Consider the following 16,293-nt stretch of genomic DNA (forward strand, 5'->3'; position numbering starts at 1 on the left):
GCCTCTCTCCCGATTAGAGAACGAAGTACCTTGGCGGACAATAGAATCTTGAGGTGCGAAGAATGTACAGGATACGTGAGATTGATCCGCAGGACGAAGAGGTCGCGGATGCGCTCGCCGAGCTTCATCAGCTGACCTTCTGCGATGGGACTCGCGTGCCCGACTTCGAGCAGGGGTATTGGTGGATTGCTTTTTGTGGGCTGAAGCCAATTGCATTCGCAGGCGTCGTCCCGTCGACCCATGTTGCCAACGCCGGATATCTATGCCGCGTTGGCGTCATGATGCCGCACTGCGGTCACGGCCTGCAAGTGCGGCTTACTCGCGCGCTGGAAGCGCGAGCGAGGCGGGCGGGTTGGAAGGCGATCGTGTCGGATACGACCGACAATCATTTTTCGGCCAACAACTTCATCCGGCAGGGGTATCGGCTCTTCGAGCCTGCCTCGCGCTGGGCGTGGCAGCACTCGCTGTATTGGCGGAAGGAACTCTGCTAGGCCCTGCGAAGTGGATCTGGCCTTTGCCGAGACGTGGAGCGCCCGGTGGTCGAATGGCCCCGGGCTTCTCGGCGTTGCTGGTTCGCTGGCAGCACCCGTCGGCAAGCCGCGGTCGTTAGCTGGTCGCGCGCAGCGGAGCGCCGCGTCGGCAGCTGACGGCTCCGTGGTCATGAATTCACCCGGGGTGCAGGTTTGTGCATATTGATCTCCGGTGATCGCTCGATAAACTGAGCGGGCCGCGCGAAATGTTTGGAGCTGAAGCGAAGGAAGAGACCATGGTTGAGGTTGGCCGCGGGCTCGACGTGACGGTGCTGTCAGGCCCCGACACGGGTCGTTATTCAGTCATGGTCGCACGAGCTAGGGCGCTTGCTCCACACTTGCGTGAGCGGGCGCAGCGGACCGAGGAACTGCGCCGTTTGCCGCCCGAGACCGAGCGGGATCTACACGATAGTGGGCTGTTTCGAATCCTGCAGCCCAGGCGCGTCGGGGGCAGCGAGCTCGACTACGTTGCGCTGGTCGATTGCGCCGACGCGCTGGGGCAGGGCGATGCGTCGGTCTCCTGGAACTTTGCCAATCTTGCGAGCCACCACTGGATGCTGGGTATGTTCGCGCCCGAGGCTCAGAGCGCCGTGTGGGGCGATAATCCCGATACGTTGATCGCGTCTTCCTTTGTTTTCCCGGCAGGACGGGCCAGGAAGACAGGTGGCGGTTATCTGCTGAGCGGTCATTGGCCGTTCTCGTCCGGGGTGGAAGCGTGCGGGTGGAACATGCTCGCGAGCGTGGTTGCCTCGGACGATGAGGCCGACGGCGTCGAGTATCGGCTCTTCCTGTTGAACAGGCGGGATTACAGCATCGACGACACCTGGAACGCGGCGGGTCTGCGCGGAACAGGATCGAACGATGTGCGAGTAACCGACGCATTCGTTGCCGAGCACATGACGGTAGCCGTCAGCGATCTTGCGGGTGGCGCAACGCCGGGCAGTGCCGTCAATCCGAACGCGCTCTACAAGCTTCCGGTTTTCTCGTTGTTCCCCTATGTGCTGTCCGGGGTCGGTCTGGGGAATGCCCAGGCTTGCCTCGATGATTACGTCGAGATCGCGCGACACCGTGCCTCGACATACAACCGGGCCAAGCTCGGCGACCTGCAGAGCACGCAGATCAAGATCGCCAAGGCTTCTGCGAAGATAGATGCCGCACGTCTGATCATGCGCACGAACTGCGTTGACGTACTTGCAGAGGTCAGGCGTGGTGATATTCCCAGCATCGCGGCGAAGACGCGGCTGCGGCGCGATGGCGCGTTCGCCGTCAATCTGTGCACTGAAGCCGCGTCTCTTCTGTTTGCAGCGAGCGGTGCGCGCAGCCTGTTCACCTCGGGAGCGTTGCAGCGCCAGTTTCGCGATGCGCATGCGGTGAACTCGCATCTCGCCTTCAATTTCGACGCGGCCGGCACCAACTATGGGCGGGTAGCTCTTGGGCTGCCGTCTGAAAACCTGACACTTTGAGGTCAGCCGGATGTCTGAGTCACCCAAACATCCACCGGACCCGGCCAGTGAACTCGCAAGCGACAGCTCGATGATCGATCCCCGTGACTTCCGCAACGCCCTCGGCATGTTTGCGACCGGCGTGACGATCGTCACCGCGATGTCGACCGAAGGACGCCCCTACGGCATCACTTGCAATTCCTTTGCGTCGGTGTCGCTCAATCCCCCACTCGTGTTGTGGAGCCTGGGGATGTTTTCGCAGGGACTGCCGATCTTCCAGAATGCGAGCCATTTCACAGTCAATGTTCTTGACGTGTCGCAGCAGACGCTGGCCACGCAGTTTGCCAGATCGTCGGGTGACAAATTCGCCGGTGTGAGCTGGACACCAGGTCTGGGAAGCGCTCCCGTCCTGGCCGACGTGGTCGCAAACTTCCAATGCCGGGCCGCCAACCGTTACTACGGCGGCGACCACGTCATTTTCCTTGGGGCGGTGGAAGCCTACGCCTATAACCGGAACAATCCGCTGCTGTTCGCGCAAGGAGGTTTTGGGCGGTTCCTGGCCGACGACGACGGCAACGGGTCATGAATCGAAAGACACTCGTCAAGCGTACTCGTGCCAAGCAGAGGCGGCTGTCGGCAGACGATCGTCGCAGTGAGTTCGTCACCAAGGCGACAGAGCTTTTTGCGGAGGAAGGATTTGGCGGCGGCACGCGTGCCCTCGCTCGCAGGCTAGGTGTGACGCAGCCGTTGCTCTACCGGTATTTTCCGAGCAAGGACGATCTCATCAGGGAGGTCTACCGCAAGGTCTATCTCGATCCGCTTGAAATCGGCTGGGAGAAATTGCTCTCGGATCGGTCGCGTCCGCTCCGCGTGCGGCTTCAGGAGTTTTACGAAGTCTACACGGACGCAATCTTCAACCGGAAATGGCTGCGGATCTATCTCTACTCTGGACTGAAGGGCCTCGATATCAATCGTTGGTATGTTGGCATGGTCAAGGACAAGATCCTGACGCGTATCCTCAGGGAATGTCGCCACGAGGCCGGCCTCGCGACGCAGAGCAGGCCAAGCGCGGCCGAATTGGAACTGGCCTGGGTGTTTCACGGCGGCATCTTTTACTATGGCGTACGCAAGTACATCTATGAGGCGCCCGTCCTGGAGGACAAGGCGCAGATGATCAGTGATGCGCTGGATCTCTTTCTGGCCGGATTTGAGAGGATGGCGGAGAGCGCGACCGATCGTCGGAGGGCGCCGATCAAGATCGTCGGCTAAGCTGAATTACTTTGCCGCCATCTGATCCCGATACCAATCTCCAATCTCGCTCGCCGTCATGAGCGCGACGCCGTCATGGCCAATCACGTAGTCGAGCAGGGCCTCCAGGTATTTGATTCGATGCGGGACCCCCGTGATGTAGGGATGCACCGAGATTGCCATGATCCGCGCGTTCTCAGCGCCTTCGAGATACAGCCGATCGAACTGGTCGGTACAGCGCGTCAAGAACTGTTCCGAGGGCAGGTGCTGCAGCGCGTGAATGACAATGTCGTTCGTCTCGACGGAATAGGGAATCGTCGTCACAGTTCCGTGCGGTGTGGCGATGTCCTGGGGAAGATCGTCGATCACCCAATCGGCCACGTATTCGATCCCGTTGAGGCGCAGGAGATCGAGTGTTTCTTCGGTCTCGGTCAGGCCGGGACTTTCCCACGATCGCGGCGGCTTGCCGGCAAAGGTGGCGATCGTGTCGACAGCACGCTTGATCGCTTCCGCCTGGTTCTCGACCTTGTGCATTGGGCCCTGCACGAACCCATGCCCCATGAATTCGAAGCCTGCCTCGCGCGCCGCTGATGCCACGCGTGGGTAGCTGTTGCAGACATTGGCATTCGTCGCCAGCGTCACCGGTATCCTCCGGTCGGTGAGGGCCTTGAATTGCCGCCAGAAGCCGGCGCGCATGCCGTATTCATGCCACGACCAGTTCGGTACGTCAGGCAGCAGCGGCTGGCCCATCGGCGGACTCAGGACGGTACGCGGCATCGGATTTTCGATACGCCATTCCTCGACGTTGAGGATGACCCAGACACCAAGCTTCTTGCCATCAGGCAATGTCAGTTTCGGTCGGTCGATCTGAGCCTGGTACGGAATGCGATCAGTGAAAGCCACGTCGAAACTCCCTTCGTCACGCGGGTGATCCGGCAGCGGCGTTGATCCGCGGCAAGACCTTCTCGGCCATCAGGATCATCGATTGACGGCCGAGTTCGCGATCCTTCCAGTCCTTGCCGGCATAGAGCAAGGTTCCGAAAGTGCCGATCTCTTCCTGGAACGCCAGCAATTGATCGGCCACGCTTTCGGGCGTGCCGTGGATGATCAGCTTGTCACAGATCGCCTCGAGGGTGATCTCCGTGTCTGGTTGATCCCGCCTCGTCTTGAACAGCTCGAGCCGGCCGCTGCGCTTCAGCTTCGTGAATAGCTGGTGATAATAGTACACGTAGGGACTGTCGGGCGACGTGGCATAGGCCTTCGCCGTTGCTGCGTCCTTTGCCACGAATACGCTCTTGGCGACGCGCCAGTTGGCGGGGTCCGCTGCCCGGTTCACACGCGCGCAACCCTCGACATATTTGGACCAGTGACTCTTCACCCAAGCAGGCATCAGAAAGTTCGCCGAGATCGGATCCCAGCCGCGCGCAGCGGCTTCCGTGACGCCTTTTGAGAACGGCGCGACCGCGGTCACCACGATCGGCGGGTGAGGGGCTTGCAAAGGGCGGGCTATCAATCCCTGGCCAATCTCCTCGATCAAGGTTCGCCGGACCGAGACATTCCAATATCTGCCCTGCAAATCATACGGCGGCTTGCCAGCCCAGATATCGAGCACCTGATTGATCGCCTCCAGGAACATGGCATTGCGGTCAGCATCGAGATTGCCGAAAACCTCCGCATCGGACAGCAATCCGCCGGGGCTTATTCCGAAGATGAAGCGGCCATCAAGCATGTGATCGAGCATGGCGACGGATGCGGCGACCGCCGCCGGATGCGTGTTCGGCATGTTGATGGTACCGGTTCCAAGCGTGATCTGCTTGGTTGCGGCAGCAAGCCAAGCAATGAATGCGATGCTCGAGGTGATGTTCTCGGCTTTGTCGGTGACATGCTCGCCGACATACGCCTCGGTGAACCCGAGCTCATCCGCGAGCAGGAAGGCCTCTCGGTCCTCCCGGAGCGATTGCCGCCAATCCTTGTCGAGAGGATGGATCGGCATCGTAAAGAAACCGAGCTTCATGATCCGCCTCCCTCCGCGGTTGACTTTAGTTGGCGAGGAACCTGCGGCCTTCCCAAGGCGAAGACAAGCCCTGCCGCACAAATAATCAGTCGATAAACAAACTTGACGTTTGAAAGGGCGGGCTCTCTAATCGGGCAACCTAAATTGGGCCGGGAGGCCACGCCCACATGAAAGCTGCGGCTTTCGCCTACGCCCGCGCGACCAGCGTCGTGAATGCGCTGGAGTTGCTTGCTGCGCATGGCGACAAGGCGAAGATACTGTCGGGTGGCCAGAGCCTGATGCCGGCTATGAACCTGCGGCTCATCTCCCCGGACATTCTGGTCGATATCGGTGGCCTGGCAGAGTTGCGTGGGATCACCGTGAGGGCGGGCGTCCTGATCGTTGGCGCGCTGACGCGGCATGTCGACCTGCTCAAATCGCCAGAGATTGCGCTGCACGCGCCGCTGTTGCGGAATGCCGTTACCCACGTTGCTCATCCTGCAATTCGCAATCGCGGAACGATAGGCGGTAGCCTTGCGCACGCCGATCCGGCATCGGAACTGCCGGCCTGTGTTGTGGCACTTGACGCCATGATTGTCGTTCGCGGTTCCTCCGGCGAACGCCGGATTGGCGCCACTGAATTTTTCAAGGGCATCTACGAAACGGCGCTGTCGCCAGACGAATTGCTCGTCGCGATCGAGATGCCAGTCGCGGGCAAGAGCTCGACATTCTTCTTTCAGGAGTATGCTCGTCGACATGGTGACTACGCCGTCGTTGGTCTTGCCGCACGTGCCGTTGTTGCAGCTGGCAGGTTCACGGATTTTCGGCTCGGCTTCTTTGCGGTTGGCGACCGGCCTCTGCTGGCGGCGGCCGCAGGCAGATTGATCAATGTATCCGTGACGTCGGCCTTGCTTTCAGAAGCCGCGACAGCGCTGGCCGATGAGCTCGATCCACAGGAGGATCAACAGGCTACCGCGGCGATGCGCCGACATCTTGCTACGGTCTTGCTCCGGCGCTGCGTGGCCGCATTGCTGGCGCGGCCCGAACTGGAAGCAGGAGTGACCAAGTGAGCGCTCCAGTGCCGGTTTCGCTTCTGGTCAACGGCGAGCCCATTGAAGCGCTTGTATTGCCGCGTCTCAATCTCGCTGACTTTCTCAGAGAAAGTCTGAAGCTGACCGGAACTCATGTCGGTTGCGAGCACGGCGTGTGCGGTGCCTGTACGGTCCGGATCGATGGCGAGATCGTCCGCTCTTGTCTGATGCTGGCGGTCCAGGCGGAGGGCACGTCGGTCGAGACAATCGAGGGGTTGTCCGACAGCGGTGAAATCGCCGACCTCCAGGCGGCATTTCGTGAACGCAATGCATTGCAGTGCGGCTATTGCACGCCTGGGATGCTGATCACAGCGCAGGATCTGCTGAAACATCTGCCCGTGCCTGATCGCCAGGCGATCCGCGAGCATCTTTCCGGTAATTATTGCCGCTGCACCGGCTATCAAGCCATTGTGGACGCCGTCGAGGCGACTGCCAAGATGCGCGGGGAGCGGCCGGCGTGACCGTGACCCGTGCTCCGGCAGAGACGCTTTCGGTGCTCGATCGCCCGAATTCCTATATCGGCAAGACGGTGCCACGGCCCAACCTCGACAGGTTGCTGCAAGGGCGCGGACAATACGTCAGCGACCTGGAATTGCCGCTGATGGCGCACGTGGTCTTCCTGCGGTCGCCTTATGCCCACGCAAGAATTGTTGCGATCGATGCCGACGCGGCCCGGCGTATGTCCGGGGTCATTGCCATCGTCACGGGTCGCGAGCTTGAGGGCGTCATCGCGCCGTGGGTCGGCGTGCTTTCACACCTGAAGGGATTGAAGTCGGCGCCGCAGCACGCGATCGCGGTCGATCGGGCCTGTTGGCAGGGCGAGGCGGTCGCGGCGATCGTGGCAACCAGCCGTGCGGCAGCCGAAGATGCGATGGAGCATGTTGCCGTCGAATACGAAGAACTCGAGGCGGTCACCGACATGCGCACCGCGCTCGATCCGGCAACGCCCGTCATTCACGCCGCGCTCGGTGACAACCTCGCCTTTGAACGGATTCTTGATGCCGGCGATGTCGACCATGCATTGTCGGATTCCGAGGTGGTCGAGGCCGAATTCGTGTTCGGACGCCACACCGGCGTGACGCTTGAACCGCGGGCGGTGGTTGCCGACTGGAATGCGGCCGAAGCGCGGCTCACGATCTATCAGGGCACGCAAGCGCCCCACATGGTGCAGAACATCGCAGCCCTGCATCTCGGATTAAGGGAAGCGCAGGTCCGGGTGGTTTGCAAGGATGTCGGCGGCTCTTTCGGCATCAAGGTCCACATCTACGCTGACGAGATGGCGACCTATGCGCTGTCCAAGCTGCTGCGCCGCCCGATCAAATTCGTGGCCGACCGGGTCGAGAGCTTCAACACGGACATTCACGCCCGCGATCATCGATGCAGGGGGCGGATCGGCGTCAGGCCGGACGGCACCATCACGGCCTTCGAGATCGACGACCTGACCGGGATCGGTCCCTATTCGATGTATCCGCGCACCAGTGCCATCGAGGCCAATCAGGTGGTCAATCTGGTCGGCGGGCCGTATGCCACGGCGAACTATCGGGCGCGAGCGCGCGTCGTCTTCCAGAACAAGAACGTGATGTGTCAGTACCGGGCGGTCGGGCACCCGATTGCCTGTTCCGTCACCGAGGGGCTGGTCGACCTTGCCGCAGCGAAGATCGGCATAGATCCCGTCGAGATCCGCCGGCGCAATCTGATCGGCGACGATGCCTATCCCTGTGCATCACCCTCCGGCATGAAATTCGAGCAGCTTTCGCATCACGCCTCGCTGGCCAAGCTGCTGCAGATGATGGACTACGACGCATTGCGTGCCCAGCAAGCGGGATTGCGCGCCAGGAACATTCACCGGGGTATTGGAATCGCAAGCTTCATCGAGGTGACCAATCCCAGTGCCGCCTTTTACGGCGTCGGCGGCGCGAAAATCTCGTCGCAGGATGGCGTTGCGGTTCGGCTCGACGCGCAAGGGTCGGTGATCTGCCAGACCAGCATCACCGAGCAGGGGCAAGGGTCGGAATCACTGACTGCTCAGATCGTGGGCAGTGTGCTGGGCGTTTCGATGGACCGGGTTCGCGTGATCCTGGGCGACACCGACAACACGCCCTATGGCGGCGGCACCTGGGCCTCGCGCGGTGCCGGCATCGGCGGCGAAGCCGCGTTGCAGGCCGCCAAGGCTCTGCGCCAGAATATCCTCGATGTCGCCGCGGCCATCCTGCAATCGACACCGGCCGGGCTCGATATCGTCAACGACAGCATCGTCAATGTCGACGACGGCGGCACGCCGCGGATCGAGCTGAGCGAACTGGCGCGGATCGTCTATTTTCGGCCGGACACCCTCCCGCCGGGTGTCCAGCCCGAACTGATGGCGACCCGGCATTTCGTCCCGCGTCAATTTCCCTTTGCATTCACCAACGGGGTTCAGGCCTCGTGGCTCGAGGTCGATATCGAGACTGGGTTCGTGACGCTGCTTAAGCATTGGGTTGTCGAAGACTGCGGCACCATCATCAACCCCCAACTGGTCGACGAGCAGATCCGGGGCGGGGTCGTGCAGGGGCTCGGCGCGGCGCTGTTCGAGAAATGCATCTATGACGAGCGCGGTCAGCTGACCAACGCCAATATGGCGGACTACTTGGTCCCGATGTCCGGCGAGATGCCCGATATCGAGGTTGGCCACGTCGTGTCTCCAACGCAGGAATCTGAGCTGGGGGCCAAGGGGGCGGGTGAGGCCGGCACGGCCGGCGCGGCAGCCGCGGTGGCCAACGCCGTCAATGACGCGCTGCGGCCGTTGGGCGCAACAATTACCGAGATTCCGTTAACGCCTCAGGTTATTCTGACGGCCTTGGGACGAATCTGAGTGGAGACGTTCCGGGCAAAGACAATACGATAAGCAAAACACAGGCGGTTCTTGGGGAGGAATGGTCATGACGAACAAGATCACCAAAGCTGGATCGATATCGCGTCGTCGCTTGCTGACGACGGCAAGTGCCACCGCCGCTCTCGCCGTCTCGCCTTTTCGCATCAATCTGCTCCAGGCCGAGGAGGCGCCCATCAAGATCGGCTTCCCTGTGCCTCTGACCGGCCCATATGGCGCCGAGGCCCAGGACCAGGTGCGGGCGGGGCAGCTCGCTGTTGCCCAATTCAATGATGCTGGCGGTCTTAATGGCCGCAAGGCCGAGCTCGTCGTGCGCGACGACAAGCTCAATCCCGGTGAGGCGGCAACGCGGACATTGGAGCTGGTCGAGAAGGAGAAGGTGAATTTCGTCGTCGGCAGCCTGTCGGCGGCGGTTCAGCTTGCGATCAACAACGTTACCAAAGAGCGCGGCGTCATTTTCAATTCGATCAGCCAATCCGACGCCATCAACGAGGCGGCCGACTTCAGCAAGTTCACATTTCACGAAGCGCTGAACCCGCACATGACGTCAGGCGCGGTCGGCCGCTATGCCTTCGCCAAATTCGGCAAGAAGGTTGCGTTTCTCACGGCCGATTATGCCTACGGTCACGAAATGGTTCGCGGTTTTCTCGAGGTCGGCAAGGAATTCAACATCGAGAACCTCGGTGACATCCGTCATCCGCTGGGAACGACCGACTTCTCCACGTTGCTGCCCCGTCTCCAGGCGCTGAAGCCGGATATTCTCTGCATCAGCAATTTCGGCCGCGACCAACAGATCGCGCTGAAACAGGCGACCGACTTTGGCGTCAAGAAATCGATCCAGATCATCGCGCCGCTGCTCTCGCATGCCAGCCGCGTCGCGGCCGGTCCCCAGGCATTCGAAGGTGTCATCGGCGGTTGCTCTTTCTACTGGGGTATCGAGGACAAGTTCGCCTCGACCAAGGCGTTCAACGATGCGTTCCGCAAGATGTACGACGGCAAGCTGCCCACCGACTACGGTGCGCTCGGTTACGGCGGTGTTCGGACCGTGCTCGAGGCGGTCAAGGGCGCCGGCAGCGTCGAGACCAACAGGGTCGTCGCTGCATTGGAAGCCCTCAAATACGACTACTACAAGGGGCCGCAATATTATCGCAAATGCGATCACCAGTCGGTGCAATCGGTGCTCGTGATCAAGTCGAAGTCCAAGGACCTGAGGAACGTATCCGACGTGTTCGAGGTCCTGTCGACCGAAGAACCCAACGAGAAGTACCTGCGCAGCTGCGAGGCGCTCGGTCACAAGAGCTGAGCTCGTGCGACGGCGTGCGTCGCGGGTCGGTGCGCGCCGTGCTGGGGGGGACAAATGGCGGGCCTGAGCTTTGAGCTGATTGCGTTGCAACTGTTTGCCGGATTGGCGCTCGGCGCCATCTACGTGCTGTTTGCGATCGGTCTCTCGCTGATCTTCGGGATGTTGACGGTCGTCAACTTCGCCCATGGCGCGTTCTACATGGTCGGCGCCTATGTCGGGCTCTATCTGATCTCGATCGGGGGCAATTTCTGGATCTGCCTCGTGGCCGTGCCGATCGCAATCGGACTGTTCGGCCTCGCCGTCGAGCGCGTGCTGATCCGGCCGCTTTACGGCCGGGGCATTGACTATCCGCTGCTGCTGACCTTCGGGCTGAGCTACGTGATGGTCGAATGCGTCCGCATTGCCTTTGGCAAGACTGGCTACCCTTTCGACACGCCCGAAGTTCTGCAGGGCGCCGTCGATATCGGCGTCGGCTATTTCCCGCTCTACCGCCTGTTCGTGATAGGTGCGACGGCCGTCGTGCTGCTGGCGCTCTGGCTGTTCCTGGAGAAGACCAGCTTCGGGCTGATTATCCGCGCCGGCGCACGTGATCCACAGATCGTTCGCGTCCTCGGCGTCGATGTAGCCAGGGTATGGCTGATCGTCTTCGGTATAGGCACCGCGATTGCGGGCTTTGCCGGCCTGTTGGCCGCGCCGCTCCAAGGCGTCATTCCGGAGATGGGCGGCACGATTCTCGCGGAAGCCTTCGTTGTGACCGTCATCGGAGGGATGGGGTCGATCGGCGGCGCGGTCCTGGCGGGCCTGCTGGTTGGTGTGGTGGTCAGCATGACCTCGCTGTTCGCACCGGAGATGGCCAAGGTTTCGATCTTTGCCTTGATGGCGCTTGTCCTGATCGTTCGTCCCCAGGGCTTCTTCGGCCGCGCCGGATTGATGAGCTGAGCCCGGCATGACCGAAACCGCTCAATCGATCAAACAGTCCGGTGTCGCGACGGGCGGCTGGTACCAGTTCGTGACGCGGCATCGTGCCAGTATTGTCGCGGCGGTTATCCTGGTTTTCCCACTGGTGATGCCGTTCACGGCTCTGGCTGTGAACATCCTGATCTATGGGCTGTACGCCCTCGGCTTCAACCTTGTGTTCGGTTATCTCGGCCTGCTGTCGTTCGGTCACGCGGCGCTGTTCGGGACCGGTGCCTATCTCTGTGGCATCTCCATCGTGCACTTCGGCTGGCCGTGGTATGCGGCGATTGCCGCCGGGGTCGCCGGCGGATTGTTGATGGCGCTGTTGATCGGCGTGCTCGCGATCAGGACCCGAGGCATTTACTTCGCCATGGTCACGATGGCGCTGTCGCAGTGTGTCTACTACCTTTTCTATCAGGCAGTTGACTTGACCGGCGGCGAGAACGGCCTTCGCGGCATCAATGTCCGCACCATCGATCTGTTCGGCCTGCAAATCGATTTCATCAATCCAATGATCCGCTACTACGTCATCGCGGCTTTCGTGATTGCAGCTTTCTTCGTGATGTCGCGCATTCTGGCGTCGCCGTTTGGTGCCGTCATCGAAGCGGTGCGCGAGAACGAGATGCGTGCGCGCGCGTCCGGCTACGACGTGACTCTGACGCGATTGCTGACCTTCGTCCTGTCGGGCGCTTTCTGCGGCCTTGCCGGTGCGTTGCAGGCCCTGCATTTGTCGATCGTTCCGATCGAAATCCTGCACTACGAGACCTCGGGCCTGGTCGTGATGATCGCGCTCCTGGGAGGCATGGGGACGTTTTTCGGACCGATGATCGGTGCTGCGGTCTTCCTGGTCCTGGAGAATGTGGTCTCGGTGTGGACCGTTCATTGGCAATTGATCGTTGGAGGCATCTTCATTGCATGCGTGCTGTTCTTCCCGGCCGGCATCTGGGGCACGCTGATCGCGCGGAGCAGGCGATGACTGCCACGGCCGGCCAGGCGAATGAGATCATTCTGCGCACCAGGGGCGTCGGCAAGACGTTCGGGAAGTTCGTCGCCCTCAACAATATCTCGGCCGAGTTCTCCAGAGGAGCGGTCACCTCCATCATTGGTCCGAACGGGGCTGGAAAAAGCACCTACTTCAACCTGCTGTGCGGCGCGTTTCCGCCGACGAAGGGCAGCATCGAGTTCGACGGCAGGGATGTCACCGGTCTGCCGCAACACCGCTTCGCGCATATGGGGATCGCGAAATCGTTTCAGATCACCAGCGTGTTTCCGCAGCTTACGACACGAGAGAACATTCGCGTCGGTCTGCAGGCGCTGGTGTCGCGATACGATATCTGGCGTCCCCGCGCGCGCCTGACCGAACTGATCGAGCGCGCGGATGAACTGCTGGCTCTCGTCGGATTGTGGGAATCCCGGGAACGTGCGGCCAAGACGCTGGCCCATGGTGAGCAGCGGGCGCTGGAGATCGGCATGGCGCTCGCCAGCCAGCCTCGTTTGCTGCTGCTGGACGAGCCGACGGCCGGCATGAGCCCGGAAGAAACCCGGACCATGATGGATCTGATCGTAAAACTCGCAAAGGAACGCACGGTCATCCTCGTCGAGCACAAGATGAAGCTGGTGCTCGGGATCAGCGACCGGATCCTCGTGCTGCACCACGGAGAGTTGCTTGCCGAGGGGACGCCACAGGAGGTTCGGCAGAACGAGGCGGTGAAGCGCGTCTATCTCGGGCAGCGGGAGCATTGAGGTGATGCTGCAGGTCAGCCAGCTCAATGCCTGGTATGGCGCAAGCCACGCTTTGCAGGACATCAGCCTCGAGGTGACCAGGGGCGAGATCGTCTGCCTGATCGGGCGCAATGGCGCCGGCAAGACGACGACGCTCAAATCGGTCATGGGATTGATGCGGCGAACGCGCGGCTCGGTCACCTTCAAGGGTGAAGAGCTGTTGCGCCAGCCGGCGCATGTGCGCTTCGCGTTGGGACTGGCCTACGTTCCGGAGGAGCGACGGATCGTACAGGGGCTGACCGTGCGCGAGAATTTGCGCCTAGGGCTGGTCGCATCGAAGCAGAAGAAGCGGGAAACGGAGCTTATCGACGAGATCGCTGCGATCTTCCCCCGACTGGCCGAGCGCATGGATCAAGAGGCGGTCACGATGTCCGGCGGCGAGCAGCAGATGCTGGCGATCGCACGGGCGATGATCGCAAAGCCCGACCTGATCATGCTGGATGAGCCGTCGGAGGGCATCATGCCTGTTCTGGTCGACGAGATGTTCGAGCTGTTCCGCAACATGAAGGCGCAGCGAACGACGGTTCTGCTCGTCGAGCAGAACGTCGAGCTTGCGCTCGGCATTGCCGATCGCGCTTATGTGTTGGATCAGGGCTCCGTGGTGCACCACGCGTCTGCGCAGGCACTGCTCGCCGACGACGAGATCAAGGAGCGCTACTGCTCGGTCTGAGCTGCGCCCGCTCTGGCGCGGTGACAACCGGCCCGGCGACCTGGACTTACTCCGCGGCGCTCGCGATGGCGTCTGCCTTGCGATTGGTCACGACGACCTTGATCGCATCATCGACGCGGTCGCGCGCATATCTCAGCGCCGTCGGCAGGTCGGCGAGCGGAAATGTATGCGTATGGATCCTGGTCGCGTCGAACCGCTTCGCGGCCATCAATTCCATCGCGCGGTGAGTGGCGCTGCGGCCTTCGCCGCGGATGCCGTAAGCATAGATGTTGTTCCGTACGAGGTGCGCAACGTCCAGCATCGCCGCCTCGTGCGGGAAGGCGGCCAGACAGATCTTGCCGCCGCGATTGGTCATGTGAATGGCCTGGTTGAGTGTCGCTTCGGTGCCGGCGCATTCGACGACATAGTCCGCTCCGATCCCCCCTGTTAGTTGCTTCACGATATCGACGGCGTCTTCGTCGTTGATGTTGATGACGCGGTCGGCCCCCAATTCCCTGCCGATCGCCAGCCGCTTGCTGCGTGTTCCGGTCAGGATGACCGGGCTTGCACCAAGCGCCTTGGCCACAGCAACTGCGAGAAGTCCGATCGGCCCAGGGCCGATCACCACGACGCTCTCGCCGGCCACCAATCCCCCCAATTCCGCCAAGCCATACATCGATGTCCCGGCAGTCACCACGAGCGTCGCCTCCGCGTCGCTCATGGTATCCGGGACGCGCGCCAGCGTATTGATGTGATTGACCGCGTATTCGGCGAATCCGCCGTCGGTCGTAAAGCCGTTGGCGCGGTGACCCTTCTCCGGCTTTCCATAGTTGAGGCACGATGTGTACATGCCCTGGCGGCAGCGCTTGCATTGGCCGCAGCCGGCGTGGATCTCGACGCTGACCCGCTCACCGATCCTGAACTCGTCGACACCGGGGCCAAGCGCGGCAACCGTGCCCATGTATTCGTGACCCGGCGTGAAGTCCTTGTTGAAGGGTGTGTCGCCCTGAATGCTTGCCGGCGACCCGGCATGGATGATTTCGAGGTCGGTGGCGCAGATCGCCACCGCGTCGATCCGCACCAGCACTTCGGCGCGCGAGGGGATCGGCGTCGGCTTCTCGCGCAGCAGGAGCTGGTCGGGATCACCAAGGACCCAGGCTGCCATCAGGTCGGGGATGGGAAGGTCGGGCGATGTCTTGACGCCGGGCGGCTGGTACATGGGCGTTTCCTCTTTCCGCTCTCAGCCTAGCGCGAAACGACGGTTTGCCGCGAGCCTCGGATCATTGGCATCCGGGCCGGTGCATTTGCTGCACGGCAGCAAGCGCGTCGCAAAACATTCATACGCGGCCTATACTTGGTCGCTCCGTTGATGTTGAAATCGGCATTGCATCCTCTCCCAGACCGGAGCCTCTCATGAAGACCGTCCGCCTTGTCCTTGCGTTGCTGGCGCTGACGCTGCTCGCGCCGTGGCAATCCGCCAGGGCGGCCGACGTGATCTGCTACAATTGCCCGCCGGAATGGGCCGATTGGGCCTCGATGCTGAAGGCGATCAAGGCGGACCTCAACTTCGATATCCCGCATGACAACAAGAATTCCGGCCAGGCGCTGGCCCAGATCCTGGCAGAGAAGAGCAACCCGGTCGGCGATATCGGCTACTTCGGCGTGACCTTCGGCATGAAGGCCAAGGCCCAGGACGCACTCGAGCCCTACAAGCCCGTGCATTGGGATCAGGTCCCGGCCGGTCTCAAGGATCCCGACGGCTACTGGACCACGATCCACTCCGGCACGCTCGGCCTGTTCGTGAACAAGGACGCGCTGGGCGGCAAGCCGGTGCCGGCCTGCTGGAAGGACCTCCTGAAACCCGACTACAAGGGCATGGTCGGTTACCTCGACCCGTCGTCCGCCGCGGTGGGTTATGTCGGCGCAGTCGCCGTCAATCTCGCGCTGGGCGGTTCGCCGACCAATTTCGATCCGGCGATCACCTTCTTCAAGGAGCTGCGCAAGAACGATCCGATCGTGCCCAAGCAGACGTCGTACGCCCGCGTCGTGTCGGGTGAGATGCCGATCCTGTTCGATTACGACTTCAATGCCTATCGCGCGAAATATTCCGAGAAGGGCAACTTCGAGTTCGTCATTCCCTGCGAGGGCTCGGTGGTATTTCCCTATGTCGTTGGTCTCGTGAAGAACGCGCCCGACAAGGAGAAGGCCAAGAAGGTGATGGACTATCTCCTGTCCGACAAGGGGCAGGCGATCTGGACCAATGCCTATCTGCGCCCCTCGCGCCCGATCGAGCTGCCGGCTGCCGTGAAGGGCAAATTCCTCCCTGACACCGACTATGCCCGCGCCAAGAGCGTCGACTGGGGCGAGATGGAAAACGTGCAAAAAGGCTTCGTCGACCGCTATCTCGCCGAAGTCCGCTGAGGCAATAT

General features: G+C 61.6%; 16 protein-coding genes. 13 read left to right on the forward strand and 3 right to left on the reverse strand.

All coding sequences use genetic code 11. The features are described from left to right. Positions 1-62: 62 nt before the first annotated feature. The 4 genes from ACVISU_RS34145 (at position 63) to ACVISU_RS34160 (ending at position 3,241) form a co-directional block, all read left to right on the forward strand. On the forward strand, positions 63-491 hold the full coding sequence (locus tag ACVISU_RS34145) for a GNAT family N-acetyltransferase (RefSeq protein ID WP_050405302.1): 429 nt from the start codon (positions 63-65) through the stop codon (positions 489-491). 344 nt (positions 492-835) lie between these two features. Then, complete coding sequence (locus ACVISU_RS34150; RefSeq protein ID WP_456710966.1) at positions 836-1,993, forward strand: acyl-CoA dehydrogenase family protein; 1,158 nt, start codon at positions 836-838, stop codon at positions 1,991-1,993. A gap of 10 nt (positions 1,994-2,003) precedes the next feature. Next, on the forward strand, positions 2,004-2,558 hold the full coding sequence (locus ACVISU_RS34155) for a flavin reductase family protein (protein ID WP_456709865.1): 555 nt from the start codon (positions 2,004-2,006) through the stop codon (positions 2,556-2,558). Then, positions 2,555-3,241, forward strand: a complete 687-nt coding sequence (locus ACVISU_RS34160) for a TetR/AcrR family transcriptional regulator (protein ID WP_456709866.1) — start codon at positions 2,555-2,557, stop codon at positions 3,239-3,241. Before ACVISU_RS34155 ends, ACVISU_RS34160 begins: the two co-directional genes overlap by 4 nt. Before the next feature lie 6 nt (positions 3,242-3,247). Here the strand turns inward: ACVISU_RS34160 and ACVISU_RS34165 are convergent, their stop codons facing one another. Then, positions 3,248-4,123 carry a polysaccharide deacetylase family protein gene (locus ACVISU_RS34165; protein WP_456709867.1) on the reverse strand — a complete coding sequence of 292 codons (876 nt, stop codon included), beginning with the start codon at positions 4,121-4,123 and terminating at the stop codon, positions 3,248-3,250. Positions 4,124-4,139: 16 nt separating this feature from the next. Then, positions 4,140-5,234, reverse strand: a complete 1,095-nt coding sequence (locus tag ACVISU_RS34170) for an LLM class flavin-dependent oxidoreductase (protein WP_456709868.1) — start codon at positions 5,232-5,234, stop codon at positions 4,140-4,142. Positions 5,235-5,401: 167 nt separating this feature from the next. Between ACVISU_RS34170 and ACVISU_RS34175 the strand changes: the two genes are divergently transcribed. The 8 genes from ACVISU_RS34175 to ACVISU_RS34210 all read left to right on the forward strand — a co-directional run bounded on the left by ACVISU_RS34175 (position 5,402) and on the right by ACVISU_RS34210 (position 13,885). Further along, positions 5,402-6,283, forward strand: coding sequence for an FAD binding domain-containing protein (locus ACVISU_RS34175; RefSeq protein WP_456709869.1), 882 nt, complete (start codon positions 5,402-5,404; stop codon positions 6,281-6,283). After that, complete coding sequence (locus tag ACVISU_RS34180; RefSeq protein ID WP_456709870.1) at positions 6,280-6,765, forward strand: (2Fe-2S)-binding protein; 486 nt, start codon at positions 6,280-6,282, stop codon at positions 6,763-6,765. Before ACVISU_RS34175 ends, ACVISU_RS34180 begins: the two co-directional genes overlap by 4 nt. Beyond that, on the forward strand, positions 6,762-9,155 hold the full coding sequence (locus ACVISU_RS34185; RefSeq protein ID WP_456709871.1) for a xanthine dehydrogenase family protein molybdopterin-binding subunit: 2,394 nt from the start codon (positions 6,762-6,764) through the stop codon (positions 9,153-9,155). Before ACVISU_RS34180 ends, ACVISU_RS34185 begins: the two co-directional genes overlap by 4 nt. A gap of 67 nt (positions 9,156-9,222) precedes the next feature. After that, positions 9,223-10,476, forward strand: a complete 1,254-nt coding sequence (locus ACVISU_RS34190) for an ABC transporter substrate-binding protein (RefSeq protein ID WP_050405349.1) — start codon at positions 9,223-9,225, stop codon at positions 10,474-10,476. A 54-nt stretch (positions 10,477-10,530) separates the two neighbouring features. Continuing rightward, positions 10,531-11,415 (forward strand): branched-chain amino acid ABC transporter permease, encoded by an 885-nt coding sequence (locus ACVISU_RS34195; RefSeq protein ID WP_456709872.1) that lies wholly within the window; start codon positions 10,531-10,533, stop codon positions 11,413-11,415. A gap of 7 nt (positions 11,416-11,422) precedes the next feature. Then, positions 11,423-12,409, forward strand: coding sequence for a branched-chain amino acid ABC transporter permease (locus ACVISU_RS34200; protein ID WP_456709873.1), 987 nt, complete (start codon positions 11,423-11,425; stop codon positions 12,407-12,409). Continuing rightward, positions 12,406-13,176, forward strand: coding sequence for an ABC transporter ATP-binding protein (locus tag ACVISU_RS34205; RefSeq protein WP_456709874.1), 771 nt, complete (start codon positions 12,406-12,408; stop codon positions 13,174-13,176). The genes ACVISU_RS34200 and ACVISU_RS34205 overlap by 4 nt, the downstream gene beginning before the upstream one ends. A 4-nt stretch (positions 13,177-13,180) precedes the next feature. Then, entirely contained in the window at positions 13,181-13,885 is a 705-nt protein-coding gene (locus ACVISU_RS34210; protein ID WP_456710967.1) for an ABC transporter ATP-binding protein, read from the forward strand. A 46-nt stretch (positions 13,886-13,931) separates the two neighbouring features. Here the strand turns inward: ACVISU_RS34210 and ACVISU_RS34215 are convergent, their stop codons facing one another. Then, complete coding sequence (locus ACVISU_RS34215; RefSeq protein ID WP_456709875.1) at positions 13,932-15,083, reverse strand: zinc-dependent alcohol dehydrogenase; 1,152 nt, start codon at positions 15,081-15,083, stop codon at positions 13,932-13,934. A 194-nt stretch (positions 15,084-15,277) separates the two neighbouring features. Between ACVISU_RS34215 and ACVISU_RS34220 the strand changes: the two genes are divergently transcribed. Beyond that, on the forward strand, positions 15,278-16,285 hold the full coding sequence (locus tag ACVISU_RS34220; protein ID WP_456709876.1) for an ABC transporter substrate-binding protein: 1,008 nt from the start codon (positions 15,278-15,280) through the stop codon (positions 16,283-16,285). Positions 16,286-16,293 lie beyond the last annotated feature (8 nt).

The sequence above is a fragment of the Bradyrhizobium sp. USDA 4452 genome (assembly GCF_054063575.1).

Coding starts and splice junctions, on each gene's coding strand:
- ACVISU_RS34145 (WP_050405302.1), top strand. CDS start 63: ATGTACAGGATACGTGAGATTGATCCGCAGGACGAAGAGGTCGCGGAT.
- ACVISU_RS34150 (WP_456710966.1), top strand. CDS start 836: ATGGTCGCACGAGCTAGGGCGCTTGCTCCACACTTGCGTGAGCGGGCG.
- ACVISU_RS34155 (WP_456709865.1), top strand. CDS start 2,004: ATGTCTGAGTCACCCAAACATCCACCGGACCCGGCCAGTGAACTCGCA.
- ACVISU_RS34160 (WP_456709866.1), top strand. CDS start 2,555: ATGAATCGAAAGACACTCGTCAAGCGTACTCGTGCCAAGCAGAGGCGG.
- ACVISU_RS34170 (WP_456709868.1), bottom strand. CDS start 5,234: ATGAAGCTCGGTTTCTTTACGATGCCGATCCATCCTCTCGACAAGGAT.
- ACVISU_RS34175 (WP_456709869.1), top strand. CDS start 5,402: ATGAAAGCTGCGGCTTTCGCCTACGCCCGCGCGACCAGCGTCGTGAAT.
- ACVISU_RS34190 (WP_050405349.1), top strand. CDS start 9,223: ATGACGAACAAGATCACCAAAGCTGGATCGATATCGCGTCGTCGCTTG.
- ACVISU_RS34195 (WP_456709872.1), top strand. CDS start 10,531: ATGGCGGGCCTGAGCTTTGAGCTGATTGCGTTGCAACTGTTTGCCGGA.
- ACVISU_RS34200 (WP_456709873.1), top strand. CDS start 11,423: ATGACCGAAACCGCTCAATCGATCAAACAGTCCGGTGTCGCGACGGGC.
- ACVISU_RS34205 (WP_456709874.1), top strand. CDS start 12,406: ATGACTGCCACGGCCGGCCAGGCGAATGAGATCATTCTGCGCACCAGG.
- ACVISU_RS34210 (WP_456710967.1), top strand. CDS start 13,181: ATGCTGCAGGTCAGCCAGCTCAATGCCTGGTATGGCGCAAGCCACGCT.
- ACVISU_RS34215 (WP_456709875.1), bottom strand. CDS start 15,083: ATGTACCAGCCGCCCGGCGTCAAGACATCGCCCGACCTTCCCATCCCC.
- ACVISU_RS34220 (WP_456709876.1), top strand. CDS start 15,278: ATGAAGACCGTCCGCCTTGTCCTTGCGTTGCTGGCGCTGACGCTGCTC.